This window comes from Haloarchaeobius sp. FL176, from assembly GCF_024609245.1.
In the GTDB taxonomy this organism is placed as follows: Archaea; Halobacteriota; Halobacteria; order Halobacteriales; family Natrialbaceae; genus Haloarchaeobius.
The window spans coordinates 258,520-274,620 of sequence record NZ_JANJYH010000005.1 but is presented as its reverse complement, the minus strand read 5'-3'; the positions used below and the strand labels follow the sequence as shown (position 1 = coordinate 274,620).

The following is a 16,101-nucleotide window of genomic DNA, read 5'->3' as shown; positions in this document are numbered from 1 at the left end:
GCTAGGTGGTCGGTTCGGTGTCTATTCGTCGACCTGTTCGGCGGCGGCCCGGAACAGCCCGTCGAGTATCTCCGGCGTAGTCGGGTGGAACGCCCGGTCGGGGAGCGCGCGCACGTTGAGGCCGAGTTCGACGACGACCTGCAGCGTCTTCGCCATCACGTCCGCGTGGTAGTGCAGGCCCTGGTAGCCGAGCACCGTGCCGTCGGTCCCGACGACGAGGGAAGCACGCCCCTCGGGGACGTCCTTCGTCTTGAACACGCCGTCGTCGCTGGCCTCGCGCGTGACCGCGACGTGGTCGATATCTGCCGCCTCGGCGCTCTCCGCCGAGTGGCCGACACGGGCGTAGGGATAGACGCCGAGGCCGGAGAAGATGACGTGATGGTGCACGTTCTCGTACGGCTTCAGGGGTTCACCGCGGCTGTGGGCGAGGATGTTCTCGGCGGCCGCGAAGCCCTGCTCCTTGGCGACGTGGAGAATGGGCTCCTTGCCGTTGGCGTCGCCGACGACGAACACGCGGTCGTCGTCGCGGGTCTGCATCGTGTCGTCGACCCAGCCGTCCTCGGGGACCAGCCCCGTCGATTCGAGGTCGAGACGGTCGAGGCTGGGTCGCCGGCCGGTGAAGAGGAACAGCTCGTCGGCCTCGTGGACCTCGTGCTCGCCGTCGCGCTCGACGTGGAGCCGAACCCCGCCGTCGCTGGTGGGTTCGAGTCGTCGCTCCCGTGTGTGGCGCAGGATGTCCACGTCGAAGTTCTCCTCGTAGATGTCCGCGAGCGTGTCGCCGAAGGCGGGGTCGGCCTCGTCGAGGGGGCGGCCGTCGTGCTCGACGACGGTCAGCGCGGTGTCACCGGCTTCGGCGACGTAGGGGACGAGCTCCATGCCGACGTAGCCGAAGCCCATGACGAGCGCGGAGTCCGGGAAGGACCGCGAGTCCAGCACGTCCGCGCTGGTCCGGAAGTCCACCTCGTCGATACCGGGCAGGTCCGGGACGTTCACCGTCGAACCAGTGGCAACGACGACGTAGTCGGCTTCGACGGTACGGTCGCCGACGGCGAGCGTGTGGTCGTCGACGAACGTCGCGGTGTCGCGCAGGAACTCGACGTTCTCGCGCTCGGCGAGGTCGTGCACGGCCGCCCGTCGGTGCTCGGCGAAGCCGGCGACGTGCTCGTCCTTCGTATCGACGACTGCGTCGAGGTCGACCGTCGGGAGCTCGCCGGCGAGCCGGTCGTCGTGTCTGGCCTGGAACCGGTGTGCGCCCGCGGAGAGCACCTCCTTCGACGGCATGCAGCCGCGGAGGATGCAGAGCCCGCCGCCGGGCTGGCCGTCGTCGATCAGCGTGAGTTCGACTCCCGGTTCGTCGGCCAGTTCGCCGGCGACCGCGACGCCTGCGCTCCCGTACGCACCGACGATAGCGACGTGTGTCATGCGCATCACTCCGGGACGGACACAAAAAGGGATTCGCCAAGCGTGTACACCGCCTGCACTCGCGTCGGCGTCTCAGCTCTCGAACAGCCGGGAGTGCTCGTCGAGCGCCGGCACGCCGGTCGCCCGGGCGCGGCGGACGATGTGGACGTCGTAGGTGTCGTCGGCGGCGACGCTGTGGCCGACGCTCCGGAGCGTGGTGAGCATCCGGCCGGCGTTCTCGCTCCCGACGAAGACGACGGCGGCGTCGAGGTCCCGTGCCTTGCGGCGGATCTTCGAGGAGATGGTCCCGGGCGACGCGTACCGGTCCGCGAGGACGTACTCGAACTCCGCCTCGGGAGCGATGCCGTCCACGGCCTCCGCGAGGCGCTCGAGTATCGCCTGCAGCTCGAAGCTCTCGTCGGGCCCGAGCCAGTCGCGCTCTCTGGCGTAGCTCGGGTTCTTCGGGACGACGGTGACGGCGACGACGCGTTCGTCGGTCAGGCTGGCGTACGACTGCGCACGGTCGAGGGCGACGCGCGCGAGACGCCGGTCGTCGAACGACACGACGTAGGTCATACTCGATGGTTGGTATCGCACCACATTAAAAAGGCGACACGGCTCTCAGCTTCCGACGACGGCGGTCCGCCGTCAGCGGGAGATGTCCTCGGTCCGGTCGGCGACGATAGCCTCGACTTCGGACCTGGTGACGGTGGCCACGTCGCCGGGGATCGTCCGCTTGAGCGCGGCGGTCGCGGTGGCGTACTTCAGCGCGCGGCCCACGTCGTCGCCGGCGAGCCGGCGGGCGAGGAACGCGCCGGTGAAGGCGTCGCCGGAGCCGATGGGGTCGTGGGTGTCGGTCTCGAAGGCCTCCTGCTCGTGGACGACGTTGTCGTGGATGGCGACCGCGCCGTGTGCCCCGCGGGTGACGACGACGGTCCGGAACTCGTACTCGGAGGCGAGGTGGTGGGCGAGCTGGGTCGGCTCCCCGTCGTAGTCGAGCACGGCCTCGGCGTCCTTCGCCGCGATGACGAGCACGTCGATGGCGGGGAACAGCCGCGTGATGGTGTTCCGGGCCGCCTCTGGCTCCCAGAGCTTGCGCCGGTAGTTCACGTCGAAGGCGACCATCGTCCCGGCGTTCCGGGCGACGCTCAACATGTTGACGGTCGTCTCGCGCATCTGCTCGGAGAGCGCGGGCGTGATGCCGGTCGTGTAGAAGGCGGTGGCGTCGCGGACCCGGTCGAGGTTGAACTCCTCGGCGGCGGCCGTGGAGAACTCGGAGTCGGCACGGTCGTAGACGACGTTCGTCCCGCGTGGCTTGCCGGCGTGTTCGAGGTAGTACGCGCCCGGACGGCCCTCCTCCGCCCACACCACGTCGGTCGTGATGTCGTGCTGGCGGATGCCGTTCGCGATGCGTCGGCCCGGCGGCGTGTCCGGCAGCTTCGACAGCCAGGACGCCTCCGCCCCCAGTCGCTCGGCCGCGATGGCGGTGTTTGACTCCGCGCCGGCGGCGTGGACCTCCAGCTCCCCAGTCGTCTCCAGGCGTTCGTTCCCCGGCGGCGACAGGCGCAGCATGGACTCGCCGAACGTCACGAGGTCGTCGCTCATCTGTACCCTCCTGGCGTCGCCACCGACTGGCTCACAGCACTCATGTACGGCCGAACGGACGGCACTGGTATAAGTGTCCCCACCGCACACGGGCGACGGGTATCGAATCGAAAACCAGCGGGCGAGCTGTCAGCCCGACAGACGCACGCTCCCGTCGCCGCCGTCGATGGTCTGCATCGCTACCCGCCGTGGCCGGGGTAGTCCCGCTCGAAGCGCGCCTCGATCTCGTCGTCGGGGAACGAGACGAGCGTCGGGCGGCCGTGTGGGCAGGCCCACGGGTTCTCGCAGTCGTCGAGCGCGGCGAGCAGGTCGACCACGGAGCCCTCGGTGAGCGAGGTGTTGCCCGTGATGGAGGGGTAGCACGCGAGGTCGGCGACGAACTCGTCGGCCAGCTCGTCGACGGTCCCCTCACCGTCGGCCCCCTCGGCGACGAAGCCGGCGAGCACGTCACGCAGGTCCGCGGGTTCGAGCGTCTTCCGGAACACCGCGGGGACCGCCGTGACGGCCACCGTCCGGTCGCCCGTGCGCTCCGCCCGGAAGCCGAGCGCCGAGAGCGCCTCGCGGTAGTCCGGGAACGCGGCGGCCTCGCCCGCCGTGAGCTCCAGCTCGACCGGCTCGGCGAGCGCCTGGGCGGTCGCGCCCTCCTCGAACTGCGCGCGGAGCCGCTCGTAGTTGACGCGTTCGTCGGCGGCGTGCTGGTCGACGAGCACCAGCCCGTCCGGCGACGCGGCGACGAAGTACGTGTCGCGGTACTGCCCCAGCACCTCCAGCCGGGGCAGCGCGTCGTAGTCGGTCGTCTCGGTGGCGTCCTCGCCCGTCAGGGTCGCCTGGGTGCGCTCGCCGCCGAACTTGCGGTCGGCGTCGGTGTCCGCCGTGACTCCGTCCCGGGCCGTCGTTGACGGGCCCGCGTGGTCGCTCGACGACGGCGGATCCGGCCAGCCGCCCGCGGCTCGCGAGTCACCCGGCCCGAACTCGCCGAGGTCGGTGGGCCGCTCTCGTCGCTCGGTGGTGCCCCAGTCCGGCGACTCGGTCGTCGACGACGCATCGCCCTCCTCGGTCGGAGGTGACGACTCGACCGTGGTCGACCCGGCCGTCGAGGCTGCCTCGGTGTCGGCGGCCGCCGTCGACCCGTCGTCGCCCGCCGATGTCGACGCCTCGGCATCCATCCCGGGCCGGGACGCGGACTCGTCGCCGGACGACGACCCGTCAGCCGGTGACGACGCGCGATTCCGGGTGTCCCGAGACGCGGTTTCCCCGGCGGTCGCCGCCGACTCGTCGGTTCCCGGGCCCGTCGTCCCGGAACTGTCGGTCGTTCCCGCCGCCGGCTCCGGCCGCACGTCTACCTCGGCCGCCTTCGACTTCCCGCGGGGGGCCGACGACCGCAGGAGGCCGGCCTCCAAGAGCGCGTCCTCGACGGCGTCGTGGACCTGCCGACGGACCCCCGCCTCGTCGGAGAACCGGACCTCCATCTTGCGGGGGTGGACGTTCACGTCGACCTGTCCGGGGTCGACCGCGAGGTCGAGCACGACGAACGGGTAGCGGTCGCTCGCCAGCTGGCCGTCGTAGGCCGACAGCACCGCGTCCCGGACCAGCTTCGAGGTGACGTACCGCCCGTTGACGAACGTCGAGACGTACTCGCGGGTGCTCCGGGTCGTCTCGGGGTGCGAGACCAGTCCGGCCACGGCGTCGAGCGGGCCGTCGTCGAGGGCCCGCGCCTCGACGGACTCCATCGCCTGTGCGACCTCCTTCCCGTACACCGCGAGGACCGCCGAGCGCAGGTCGTCCTGCCCGGTCGTCGCGAACACCTCGCGGTCGTCGTGGGAGAGCGAGACCGCGACGCCGGGGTTCGCCAGCGCGTAGCGGGTCACCACGCGGTTGACGTGGCTGAACTCCGTCGCCCGGGTCTTGAGGTACTTCTTCCGGGCGGGCGTGTTGAAGAAGAGGTTCTCGACCTCGATGGTCGTCCCCGCGGGTCGGCCGACCGGTGCGACGGACTCCACCGCGCCGCCCTCGTAGACGAGTTCGGTGCCCTCGGCGGGGCCGTCGTCGGGGTCCCGCGGCTTCGTCCGGATGGTGGTTCTGGAGACCGCCCCAATGGTGTGCAGCGCCTCCCCCCGGAAGCCGAGGGTGCCGACGCCGCCCTCCAGGTCGTCGATGTCGCGTATCTTGCTCGTCGTGTGCTCCTGGACGGCGGCGCGTACGTCCGCCTCGGTCATCCCCGCGCCGTCGTCCGCGACCGTCACGCCGTCGACGCCGCCGTTCTCCACGGCCACGTCGACGCGGGTCGCGTCGGCGTCGAGGCTGTTCTCGACGAGCTCCTTCACCACCGACGCCGGACGCTCGACGACCTCGCCGGCGGCGATGCGCTCGACCGTCGCCTGGTCGAGCTTTCGGATGTCCGTATCGGGCATGTGCGTCGGGTCGGCTGCTATCGCAATACGTGCTGTGGTCCGGGAAAAGACACTTATCAGGGGATTCGGAACCGGCACGTATGTCACCTGAACCGTCCTCCACCCCCAGCCTCGGCCGTCGGTCGTTGCTCGGCACCGTCGCCGCTGCCGGCATCGGTACCCTCGCGGGCTGTTCGACCGTCGACGGCCTGGTCGACGACGACGTCGAGCCACCGGAACGGCGGGTTCCCGCGGACTGGAAGCCAGCGCGCGGCGACTGGCCGAGCGAACACTACGGGTTCGCACAGACCTGCCACAACCCGTTCGCGTCGCCGCCGCGGAGCGACCCCTCCGCCGACTGGGAGGTGGACATCGGCGGTGTCGTCGACTCGATGGTCGTCGCCGCTGGGCGCGTGTTCGTCTGGAACGAGACCGACGCCGCCGTAGTCGCCCTCGACATCGACACCGGCGACGAGCGGTGGCGACGGTCGGTCCCTGGCGACGCCGGCTCGCTCCAGTTCGTCGCCGGGCGGCTCTACGCCGGCGGCCGGGAGCGGCTCACGGCCCTGTCCGCCGACGGGGAGCGACGGTGGTCGACCCGGCTGGCCGAGAGTGGCGTGTGGGGCTACTTCCTCGTCGAGCGCGACGGCTGGGTGTTCCTGTTCCCCCCGAACGAGACGCTTCGACTCCACGCCGACACCGGCGAACTCGTCGAACGGAGCGACCACTACGTCTACCGTACCGCGACCGATGGCAGCTCGCTGTACGGCGGCCGCTCGACGTTCCGGGCCTACGACGTCGACGGCCGGGCGCTCGACGAGCGATGGACCGCCGACAGCGACGGCTACGAGACCTACGGCGTCCCGGCGGTGAACGACGGGCTCGTCTATCGGAGTACGAACGTGCTCTCACCCTCCGACTCGGAGCCCCGTGGCCGGCTCTCGGTGTACGACACGAGCGACGGGCCAGGCTGGTGCAGGCCCCGTTCGAGCAGACACCGCAGACACCAGCTGTCGAAGATGGTGTCGCCTACGTCGCCACGTCGGGGGTCTGGTCGGAGACAATCGGACAGGACGGCGTGCTCGCTGCCCTCGCAGCCGACGGCACGGAGCGGTGGCGGTTCGACCCCGAGGCCGGCCTCCGTACGCCCGTCGTCGCCGACGGCACCGTCTACACCGGGCCGTTCCGCGCATCCGGCGCCCCGCTCGTCGCGTTCGACGCCGACTCCGGCGACGAACTGTGGCGACGGGACCGGGTCGTCAGCGATCCCGAACTCGCCGTCGCGGACGAGACGCTGTACCTCGCTGGCGGGAGCAAGGTGGTCGCGCTGCGGGACTGAGGCGGTTCACTTCACGGCACACGTCCCGGAGTAGCTCACGTCACCCAGCGACCGCACCGTCGGCTCGTCGCCACAGACCGGACAGTCCGGGTTCTGCGCGACGGGCACCTCGTCGGTGGTCATGTCAGCGGCGTCGTACACCAGCATCCGGTCGTCGAGCGGGTCGCCGACCGGGACGAAATGCTTGACGACCTCCGTCGCCATGATGCTGCCGATGACGCCAGGGAGCACGCCCAGAACGCCGGTCGTCGCGCAGTCCGGAACCGTGCCGGGTTCGGGTGCCTCGGAGAAGACGCAGCGGTAGCAGGGGCCCCCCGGCAGGTAGGTGGTCGCCTGTCCCTCGAACCGGTAGATGGCGCCGTGGACGAACGGCGTCCCGTCGATGACACAGGCGTCGTTGACGACGTACCGGGTCGGGAAGTTGTCCGAGCCGTCGACGACGAGGTCGTAGTCGGTCACGAGTCCTTCGACGGTGTCGGCGTCGACCCGGAACTCGTGGCGGTCGACCGTGATATCGGGGTTCAGTTCCTCGACGAACTCCGCGGCGCTGTCGACCTTCGGGCGGCCGACGTCGTCGTCGCCGTGGATCACCTGTCGCTGGAGGTTCGACCGTTCGACCGTGTCGTCGTCGACGATGCCGACCCGCCCGACGCCGGCGGCCGCGAGGTACGCGAGCACGGGCGAGCCGAGCCCGCCGGCACCGACACAGCACACCGAGGCGTCGAGCAGGTTCGCCTGCCCGTCGGGACCGACCTCGTCCATGATGACGTGCCGGGAGTAGCGGTCCAGCTGGGTCGGCGAGAGCGAGAGGTCGGTCATGGTGGGATGGTTCGGGCCGCCAGTGAAAAACTCTCACGCTCGCGTGGCGTCGGTGGGACACACCGGCTACGTTTGCCAACGAGTGTCACACCACAACGAATTTAACGTGGTGTAGTGTACCATGGAGCATGGCGTCCGCACCCGACTCCGGTGACGACGTGTTCGACGAATTCCTCTCGGACCGCGGTCACGAAACAGAACGAGTAGGGTGGGAGCGGAACTACAACAAGCTACAGTGTCCCGACTGCATGGCGCTGCACGACGAATCAGCCGACGACTGCTCGGTCTGCGGCTGGGACCCGTCTCCGGCGTAACCGCCGGTAGGCGGCGATTTTCTCGCGAACGGCGAATCGACGACTGAACCGTCAGCGTGCGGTGTGTTGTCAGTCGCGTGAGACGCGGCAACACGGGCGGCTTGGCGGTAACGTTATTAAATATAATTCCATCAGACAGTCTTGGAGATTCAAATGCCGGAATGTCAGAACTGCGGGTCCTTCGTCACCGAGGCGTACGCGCGAGTGTTCACACCCCGCGAGATCGACGACCCGCGCGTCTGCCCGAACTGCAAGGACAAGATCCGCGACGGCAGCGACGTCCGGGAGGCGAGGTCCCCACGGAACAACTAGGTTTCTTCGCAGTAGTTCATCTCCCCACAGCACGGTAACACCAGGGCGCTTGCGTCCGATTCCTCGCGTCGGTCGAACCCACGGCTCTTATACGTATCGGCCTCCAGTATATGTGCAATGAGCGACGCCGACACGAAACTCACCCGCCTGTTCGGTGGGCCGGGGAGTGGGAAGACGACAGCCCTCCTCGACCGAGTCGAGGAACTACTCGAACGAGAGGACGTCAGCCATCGCGACATCCTCGTCGTCTCCTACACCCGCGCTGCCGCCGCCGAGGTCCGCGAGCGCCTCGCCGAGCGCCTCGACATCAACCCTCGCTCTCTGCAGGGCAACGTCTGTACGATGCACGCGAAGGCCTACGAGCTGCTCAATCTCTCCCGTGGCGACGTCGTCAGCGAGTCCGACAAGGAGGAGTTCTGCGAGGAGTACGGCATCGAGTACGAAGACGAGTACGGCGGCGCGGGCCGCCGCACTGCCCGCTCGACGACCATCGGGAACAAGATAATAGCCACCTCGCAGTGGCTCCAGCGGACCGAGCGCGACGTGGCCGACTGGTACGACGTGCCCTTCCAGTGGAACGTCGAGGAGGTCCGCCTCCCGCCGGAGATCGATCCGAACGCACAGGACGGCAACAAGTACACGCCGACGTGGCCCTCGGACGACGACCGCATCGACGTGCCCGAAGTCATCCGCGGCTGGCGGAACTACAAGGGCGAGCACGACCTCACCGGCTTCGCCGACATGCTCGAACGCGTCAAGCAGCGCTCGCTGCTGCCGAGCGTCGACCACCTCGTCATCGACGAGTTCCAGGACATCACCACGCTCCAGCACGAGGTGTACGAGGAGTGGAAACCGCACATGGACAGCGTGCTCATCGCCGGTGACGACGACCAGGTGGTCTACGCCTGGCAGGGCGCGGACCCCGACCTGCTGCTCGAGGCCGACCCCGACGAGGATGTCATCCTGCCGAACTCCTACCGGCTTCCCTCCCGCATCCTGAACGTCGTCAACCGCGAGATCCGTCACATCGACAAGCGCCAGGACAAGGACCTCAAGCCGCGCAAGGAGGGCGGCACCGTCGAGGCCGTAGAGAGTCCGTCGATGCTCGACCTCGTCCGGAACGTCCGCCGCACCGTCCAGGGCGACGACGGCACCGTGATGGTGCTGTTCCGGGCGCGCTATCAGATGTTCCAGTTCATCGACGAGTTCATCAGCGAGGGCATCCCGTTCAAATCCCTCACCGACCAGCGCATGTGGACCGACCGCCTCGACGACTACGTCACTGCCGTCGAGGCCCTCGACGAGGACGAGGAGGTAAACGGGCTGCAGGCCCGCCGCCTCGCCGACATGCTCGCCGACTCGGCCTTCGGGACGAACGAGCGCGACGACCTCTTCGACGCCATCGACGCCGAGCAGGAGGACGCGGGCGTCGAGGACCTCACCGAGCTCGACGTGGACCCGAGCCTCGTCACCGACTTCGTGCCGTTCATGCCCGGCCCCGCCTCCGCGTCGGACATGGTCCGAAAGGTCACCTCCTTCCAGCGCAAGTCGATGAAGGCGTACTTCGCGACCCAGGAGTACCGGGACATGGAGCGCAACGCCGTCCGTGTCGGCACCATCCACTCCGCGAAGGGTCGCGAGGCCGACCACGTGTTCGTCGGCACCGACCTCACCGAGAAGGTCGTCGAGCAGATGGTCGCCACCATCGACGAGGACGAGCTCGACGACGACCTCGAGTTCACGAAGACCACCTCGCCGGTGCCGGTGCTGACCGACAACGAGCGCCGCGTGTTCTACGTCGGGATGTCCCGGGCCCGCGAACGGCTGGTCCTGCTCGAGAACCTCGTCAGCGGCGCACCCACGCTCCCCATCGACGTACTGCTGAACAACGAGCTCACCGGGGCCACCACGGACGAGCTCGCAGAGCTGGCGAGCGAGCCCCTCGAGGCCGCCGACTGACCACATGACCCGGCCCGTTCCGTTCGAGGAGATCCGCGAGGAGCTCCGCAGCCGTGACGCGTGCGCCTTCGTCCACGTCGGCCGCGAGGACGACCCCACGCTCCGGTATCTCGGCCGTGCCGGCCGCGTCGACGGCGAGCTCGGCGTGGTCGTCACCGGCGACACCGCCATGCTGCTGGCCGCCGACGCACCGGCCGCCGCCCGCGAGACGTTCCCGGGGGACAGCGTGCTGCCAGCCGGCGGGGAGATTCCGACGGGCGAGCGCGTCGGGACCGTCCTCGACGACCTCGCGCTCGACGGCACCGTCCTCACGCCCAGGACGATCCCGCACGACGCCGCACTCTACCTCGAGGAGGCGGGCTACGCGGTCGCCTCCACGGCGGTCGTCGACGACGCACGCGCCGGGAAGACCGACGCCGAGCGCCTCCGTCAGTCCACGGTCCAGTCCGCCGCCTGCGCTGGGATGCGCCGCGCCGCCGCGGTGCTCGCCGACGCCCACGCTCACGAGGGTCGGCTCGACTGGGACGACGCGCCACTGACCGCCCTCCGGCTCCGTCGCGAGGTGGACGCCGCCATCGCCGCCGAGGGGATGGCTCCCGGATACACCGCCATCGGCGTGGACGGCGAGCCCGCCACGCCCCGCTCCGAGACCACCATCGAGCCCGGCCAGACGGTCGTCGTCGACCTCGCGCCGCAGGGCCCCGACGGCTACCACGGCCGGCTCGTCCGCACGTTCGTCGTCGACGGCGACGGCGGCTGGACCCGCCGCGCACAGCTCGCCACCGAGGGCGCACTCGACGCCGCGATTCCCGAACTCGCCCCGGACGGTGCCGACGCCGTCCGGACCGAACTCGACGCGGAGGTCACCGCCTACGGCTTCGACCCATCGCCCGAGTCGGGCGGCTACGGTGTCGGCCTCGACCGCCGGGAACGGCCCACGCTCGCCGGTGGCGACGAGCTCCCCGTCGGCGCGGTGCTCGCGCTCGACGTGCGTGTATCTGACCCGACAGAAGGCACCGTCCGCCTCGCCGAGCTCGTCGCCGTCACTGAAGACGGCGGGGAGCTGCTCGGTGCGTTCCCGCGCTCGCTCTCGCCCTGACTCCCGCTCCGCCTACTCCTTCTCCTTACTCCCTCTCCTCGCTCTCGTCCGGCTCCTTCACCGCCGCGTCGACCACCGTCTCGCCGACGATGCTGCCCGCGTCGAACGGGTTGTCGACGTACTTCTCCATCAGTATCATCAACACACCGATGCCGATCAGCGCCGCGCCCCAGGTCGTGTTCCCCTGGAGGAAGAAGAGGTCGACGCCCGCCGCCATCGCCGGCAGCGCGAACGCGAGCGTCACCAGCAGCGAGAACTGCCCGAAGATGCTCTGGCCCATACTGACCGGTCGTACGTCACCGGCGGAGAAAAAAGGTGCTACTCGGGATTCGTGGCGTCTACGCCGAGAACTGCGGGGGCCGCTGGCCGGTGCTGGCTCCGGAGACTCGTCCACGGGAATCACATCTCGGTCACCGTCTCGGGGAGAGACTGCTCGTCACCGGAACAGCCCGTAGAGCCGGTCGAAGGGACCGTAGTAGATGACCAGCTCGGCGAGGAGGAACAGGCCGCCGACGATGCCGGCGACGGCGGCGAGCTCCTGGCCCTCTGGAAGGTCCCAGAGCATCGTGGCGTCGAGCCGGCTGAAGACGGTGCCGCCGGCGAGCAGGAACACGAGCAGGGTGCCGGCGAACAGCCAGAGTCGGTCGGGGTCCGGCGTCTCCTCGTCGGTGGGAGTCTCGATGACCGCGACGTGGTAGCCGAGCAGGAGCGTGACCGCGAAGGCCGCGGCGACGTACGCGATGTTCGTGAACGGGTCTGGTGGGCTGAACGTTGCGCCGCCGACGACAGCGGGTGCGATACCGATCGGGAGTGCCCATCCGAGCCGCCGAAGTCGGGTACCCATCAGGATGGGGTCGGCGGTGCCGACGTAAAACTCTGGCTAGCTGTCGTCGGGCGATTACGTCTCCAGAAGGTCGGGCAGGAGCGTCACGTCGTCGAGGATAGCTTCGGCGCCGTAGGCCACGAACTTCTCCTTGCCGGAGACGCCGGAGAGCCCGCCGCTGAGGACGCCGACGGCGTGGTACTCGCGGGCCGTATCCTCGCTGGCGGCGTTGCGTGCGGTCTGGATATCGTCGATGGTGTCGCCGACGAAGACGAGCGAGTCGGCGTCGAAGCGCTCGGCGAGCGTGACCAGCGCGTGAGGGTCGGGCTTGCCGGCCTCCCAGTCGTCCATCGTGAACCGGTGTTCGTCGGGGACCTCCAGCCCCACACGGTCCAGTGCGATCTCCGCCTCCGCGGCCGGGCGGCCGGTGACGATGCCGACGTTCCAGCGTTCCGTGAGCGCTGCGACCGTCGCCGGCGTGGCGATGACGGGCTCGTTCTCGATGTACCCCTCGTGGTCCATGTCCGGCTCGCCGCCCTCGAGCTCGCGGTAGCGCTCGCTGCCGAGGTAGAGCTGCTGGAACACGTCATGGAGGCGGTCGGTGTCCCAGGCCTCGTGGACCGCGTCGAGGGCCGCTGCGCCCACCTCGCTGCCGACGACGAGTTCGGCGGCGTCGAGTCCGCCGCCGTGTTCGCGTATCTCGTCGGTGAACTCCTCGAGTTCGAGCGCCAACCCCTCACGCTTCGCGAGGACGAACAGCGCCGCGGCGTACGTCAGCTCCCAGTCGTTGTTGAACCCCTCGGCGTCTTTGAACGCCTGCACGTCCGCACGGTCGATGGTCTCGCCGTAGACGTGCTCGACGGCGTCCACGATGGCACGCCGGTAGGAGTCGGAGACATCGACGAGCACGCCGTCGACGTCCAGGACGACCGTGTCCACCTGCATACCCCGCCATCTGTTCCCCCGGGTAATGGGCCTATCGGACCCTGGATGCGAGCGATCATCACCGCCGCTGCGGGGCGCGTCGACGTCGTCAGCGGCCGCCGCGACGGCGTCGTCCACGCCGTCGGCCGCCGCCCGGCGCGTCGGTGTCCACGACGAACAGCGTGTCGCCCGGAACCGTCTCCGGCGTCACCGGGAGCGTCGTCGGGTCGCCACCGAGAGTCGTGAGGAAGCAGGCAGCGTCGGCGTCGCGGGCGACCGCCGCGACCGCTCGCTGGAGTTCCGGCGGGCAGTTCAGCGCGTAGACGGCGTCGGCCGCCGCGTACACCGAAGGGTCGGGGTCGGTCACGTCGTCGCGGACGAAGCGAACGCCGTCGGGAACCTGACAGTCACGCACGTCCGTCGCGGTGACGGTGACGCCCCGTTCGGCGAGCCCGGCGGCCACGTCGGTCCGGTTGCCGATACCGACCTCGACCACCCGCTCGAAGCGGGCGAGTCGGTCGACCAGTGCGGGGCACGAGTCGGGGACCACGGCGGGATATTTATAGCCCGGGCAGCCTTACGGCTTTCCATGCTCGTCGACATCGTCCCCGTGGGGGACGTCTCCGCCGCCGTCAAGCGTGCGGCTTCGGAGGGAATCAGGTCGGTGTACGACTGCGACGTGACGATCCACGAGCCACAGCCACTCCCGAGCGACGCGTACGACCATGGCCGAGAGCAGTACTCCGCCGAGGAGTTCATCCAGCTCGCGGAGCAGGTCGGGACGGGCGACAAGAACATCGGTGTCACGCCGAAGGACCTGTTCTACCGTCGCCGGAACTACGTCTTCGGACTCGCCTACCTCGACGGAAGCGGGAGCGTGGTCTCGACGTATCGGCTCCAGACCTCCAGCGACGGCGGCTTCTCGAACCGCAGCTCCGAGGACATCTTTCAGGACCGCATCCGCAAGGAGATCGTCCACGAGATCGGTCACACGATGGGGCTCGAACACTGCGACAACAAGCGGTGCGTGATGAACTTCTCGCCCACGGTCCGCGAGGTCGACGTGAAGGAGGAGAACCTCTGTGGGACCTGCCAGCGGATGGTCCTGTAGATGGACGGCGACCTGCCGACAGGCTGGGTCCGCGAGTACGAGGGGCGGAACGGTGCGGAGTACTTCCACGAGCCACGCGAACTCGCGCTGAGCATCCTCCCGCGCTACGACTCGCCCAACGGCCGGGCCAGCGAGATGACCGCGAGTGGCTACCTCGTCCGTGTCCACCGGCTGTTCGGCGACGGCTACTGGACGCCACTGACGCTCGGCCGGACGGCGACGCTCGCGGAGGCCAAGGACCTCGCGCTGGCGTACATGCAGCGCCTCCACCGCGAGGACGGCACTCGCACCGAGGAGCTGTCCGCCATCGCGGGCGTCGCCCCGTACACGGACGACCTGCTCGTCCGACTCGTCCGTACCCGGAGCGAGTTCGCCCTCCGTGCGGTCGCCCACCGGTCCAGCGACGACGTGAGGGTCGCCTACGAGCGTGACGAGGCGGGCGGGCTGTCTGCCGTCGAGGCTCGCGCCCGCTGTCGCCGGCTCGCCCGTGCGCTCGACGCTGACGGCACGGAGCCGGCGAGCGTAGTCGTCACGGCCGCCGACCAGACGCTCGTCTACGTCGCGCCGACCGGCGAGCCAACGGACGGGACGCTGTTCTCCTTCGACCCCGGCGCACGGCTGGTGCTGCCGGACCTGCTCGACGACCTCGAGGCGCTGCTCGCGCGCCGTCAGCGCGAGGGCAGCGACAGCGACCGCGACGACGCGCGGTAGCGCTCGACGCCCGCGAGCAGCAGCGAGAAGACGGCGCCGAGCAGCCAGTACAGCTGTTCGGCGACGCCGTAGGGCAGGACGTACTTCGAGACCGCGATGCCGAACGCGAGGTACTCCGCGACGACGTTCGCGTCGGTCATCGCGCTCGAGAACTCGCCCTGGGTGGCCGACGGCGCGGGACGGCTCCCGTCGCTCGCGTTCGCCGGCGTGGTGACCCGGTCGACCTCGTAGACCAGGTTGCCGACCTCCACCGCCCAGACGACCTCGCCGTCCGGGTTCACCTCGACGACGCGGTCGTTGTACGAGTCGGCGACGAGCGTGTCACCGTCGGGGAGCCGGTCGCCGTCGCGCGGCCAGTCGAACGTCGCACTGCCGCCGACCTCCCAGACCACGTCGCCGTCCGGCCCGAACTCGACGATGCGGTCGTGCTCGCTGTCGGCGACGATGAGCGAGCCGTCGGCGAGTCGGTCCGGGTTGTGCTGCTCGTACAGTTCGCCCTCGTCGTCGGCGTGGAACTCGTTCGGCCCGACGACCGGCTCGACCGAGACGGAGCCGTTCTCGACGTGTAGCTCGGCGACGGTGTCGAAGTTCCGCAGGCTGATCTGGAACACGCCCGGCTCGATGCGGTCGATGTCGTTCACGTGCGTCCAGTCACCCTCGGGGCCCATCCCGTCGGGCATCTCGTAGTCGTCCGTGGCGTTCCACTCCCAGAGCAGGGTTCCGTCGTGGTCGACGGCGAACACCCGGTCGTTGCCCATGTCGGCCATGGCGTAGCGCGGCTCGCCGTCGACGACGTAGCGGTCTGCGTCGTGGAGCTCGTGCTCGTGCTTCTCGACGTCGTACCAGGCGTACTCCCAGACGACGTCGTTGGTGTCCGTGTCGACGTGCTGGAGCGCGTTGCGCACACAGCCGTCGTAGCCGTCGCTGGCGTACGGCTCGGGGCACTCGGAGTCGGGAACGGTGGAGGCGGTCGACACCTGCACGGTCGACTCGTTCACCAGCTCGAGGTCGAACACGTCGTCGGGTTCGGTGTACTGCCACGCCACCTCGCCGTCGGGCGTTATCTCGAGGGCTTTCCCGCCGTCCTGGTAGCCCTGGACGGCGACGAGCGTGTTGTTCTCGGGCGACTCCTCGTCGACCGTCAGCACGGGCTGTGTCGGGGTCGTCACGTAGCCGGCGACGGCGACCGCGAGAAAGACGAGCGCCAGCAGCGCGAAGAGACGGGCGCGCCCGCCGGGCGTCCGGAGCTCGGCGGCCGCGGAACGGAGACGTTGCACGCTCACCCGTACGGGTT

Annotated in this window: 17 protein-coding genes and 1 pseudogene; 8 read left to right on the top strand and 10 right to left on the bottom strand. The window is 69.5% G+C overall.

What is annotated here, in order from left to right; all coding sequences use genetic code 11:
• Positions 1-21 precede the first annotated feature (21 nt).
• The 4 genes from NO978_RS11990 to mutL form a co-directional block, all read right to left on the bottom strand.
• Positions 22-1,422, bottom strand: a complete 1,401-nt coding sequence (locus tag NO978_RS11990) for an NAD(P)/FAD-dependent oxidoreductase (protein ID WP_257299821.1) — start codon at positions 1,420-1,422, stop codon at positions 22-24.
• 72 nt (positions 1,423-1,494) lie between these two features.
• A complete protein-coding gene (locus NO978_RS11985; RefSeq protein ID WP_257299820.1) occupies positions 1,495-1,977 on the bottom strand; it encodes a universal stress protein in 483 nt (160 codons plus the stop codon).
• 72 nt (positions 1,978-2,049) lie between these two features.
• Positions 2,050-3,006, bottom strand: a complete 957-nt coding sequence (kdgK1, locus tag NO978_RS11980; RefSeq protein WP_257299819.1) for a bifunctional 2-dehydro-3-deoxygluconokinase/2-dehydro-3-deoxygalactonokinase — start codon at positions 3,004-3,006, stop codon at positions 2,050-2,052.
• A 179-nt stretch (positions 3,007-3,185) separates the two neighbouring features.
• Positions 3,186-5,417, bottom strand: coding sequence for a DNA mismatch repair endonuclease MutL (mutL, locus tag NO978_RS11975; protein WP_257299818.1), 2,232 nt, complete (start codon positions 5,415-5,417; stop codon positions 3,186-3,188).
• Between the two features lie 80 nt (positions 5,418-5,497).
• Between mutL and NO978_RS19975 the strand changes: the two are divergent.
• Together NO978_RS19975 and NO978_RS19970 are read left to right on the top strand one after the other, a co-directional pair.
• A pseudogene (locus NO978_RS19975) lies at positions 5,498-5,995 on the top strand (PQQ-binding-like beta-propeller repeat protein); the annotation flags it as partial.
• A gap of 224 nt (positions 5,996-6,219) precedes the next feature.
• On the top strand, positions 6,220-6,735 hold the full coding sequence (locus NO978_RS19970; RefSeq protein WP_369684141.1) for a PQQ-binding-like beta-propeller repeat protein: 516 nt from the start codon (positions 6,220-6,222) through the stop codon (positions 6,733-6,735).
• A 6-nt stretch (positions 6,736-6,741) separates the two neighbouring features.
• Here the strand turns inward: NO978_RS19970 and NO978_RS11965 are convergent, their stop codons facing one another.
• The gene (locus NO978_RS11965; RefSeq protein WP_257299816.1) at positions 6,742-7,554 is read right to left on the bottom strand and encodes a molybdopterin-synthase adenylyltransferase MoeB; all 813 of its coding nucleotides are present in this window, start codon (positions 7,552-7,554) and stop codon (positions 6,742-6,744) included.
• Between the two features lie 128 nt (positions 7,555-7,682).
• Here NO978_RS11965 and NO978_RS11960 point away from each other — a divergent pair, with 128 nt between their 5' ends.
• The 4 genes from NO978_RS11960 (at position 7,683) to NO978_RS11945 (ending at position 11,238) form a co-directional block, all read left to right on the top strand.
• Positions 7,683-7,868 (top strand): HVO_0416 family zinc finger protein, encoded by a 186-nt coding sequence (locus NO978_RS11960; protein ID WP_089733833.1) that lies wholly within the window; start codon positions 7,683-7,685, stop codon positions 7,866-7,868.
• 153 nt (positions 7,869-8,021) lie between these two features.
• Positions 8,022-8,180, top strand: a complete 159-nt coding sequence (locus NO978_RS11955) for a hypothetical protein (protein ID WP_256399502.1) — start codon at positions 8,022-8,024, stop codon at positions 8,178-8,180.
• 117 nt (positions 8,181-8,297) lie between these two features.
• The gene (locus tag NO978_RS11950) at positions 8,298-10,139 is read left to right on the top strand and encodes a UvrD-helicase domain-containing protein (protein WP_257299815.1); all 1,842 of its coding nucleotides are present in this window, start codon (positions 8,298-8,300) and stop codon (positions 10,137-10,139) included.
• 4 nt (positions 10,140-10,143) lie between these two features.
• Positions 10,144-11,238 (top strand): M24 family metallopeptidase, encoded by a 1,095-nt coding sequence (locus NO978_RS11945; protein ID WP_257299814.1) that lies wholly within the window; start codon positions 10,144-10,146, stop codon positions 11,236-11,238.
• Between the two features lie 25 nt (positions 11,239-11,263).
• Here the strand turns inward: NO978_RS11945 and NO978_RS11940 are convergent, their stop codons facing one another.
• The 4 genes from NO978_RS11940 to NO978_RS11925 all read right to left on the bottom strand — a co-directional run bounded on the left by NO978_RS11940 (position 11,264) and on the right by NO978_RS11925 (position 13,511).
• Complete coding sequence (locus NO978_RS11940; protein WP_257299813.1) at positions 11,264-11,518, bottom strand: hypothetical protein; 255 nt, start codon at positions 11,516-11,518, stop codon at positions 11,264-11,266.
• Positions 11,519-11,674: 156 nt separating this feature from the next.
• Positions 11,675-12,082: a hypothetical protein gene (locus tag NO978_RS11935; RefSeq protein ID WP_257299812.1), complete on the bottom strand. Its 408-nt coding sequence runs from the start codon at positions 12,080-12,082 to the stop codon at positions 11,675-11,677.
• A 54-nt stretch (positions 12,083-12,136) separates the two neighbouring features.
• Positions 12,137-13,006 carry a TIGR01548 family HAD-type hydrolase gene (locus tag NO978_RS11930; protein ID WP_257299811.1) on the bottom strand — a complete coding sequence of 290 codons (870 nt, stop codon included), beginning with the start codon at positions 13,004-13,006 and terminating at the stop codon, positions 12,137-12,139.
• Positions 13,007-13,094: 88 nt separating this feature from the next.
• On the bottom strand, positions 13,095-13,511 hold the full coding sequence (locus tag NO978_RS11925; RefSeq protein WP_257299947.1) for a UPF0146 family protein: 417 nt from the start codon (positions 13,509-13,511) through the stop codon (positions 13,095-13,097).
• A 63-nt stretch (positions 13,512-13,574) separates the two neighbouring features.
• Between NO978_RS11925 and NO978_RS11920 the strand changes: the two genes are divergently transcribed.
• Positions 13,575-14,096, top strand: a complete 522-nt coding sequence (locus NO978_RS11920; protein ID WP_257299810.1) for an archaemetzincin family Zn-dependent metalloprotease — start codon at positions 13,575-13,577, stop codon at positions 14,094-14,096.
• Positions 14,097-14,807, top strand: coding sequence for a hypothetical protein (locus tag NO978_RS11915; protein WP_257299809.1), 711 nt, complete (start codon positions 14,097-14,099; stop codon positions 14,805-14,807).
• Here NO978_RS11915 and NO978_RS11910 read toward each other — a convergent pair.
• A complete protein-coding gene (locus tag NO978_RS11910; protein ID WP_257299808.1) occupies positions 14,765-16,084 on the bottom strand; it encodes a hypothetical protein in 1,320 nt (439 codons plus the stop codon). The genes NO978_RS11915 and NO978_RS11910 overlap by 43 nt on opposite strands.
• Between the last annotated feature and the right edge of the window lie 17 nt (positions 16,085-16,101).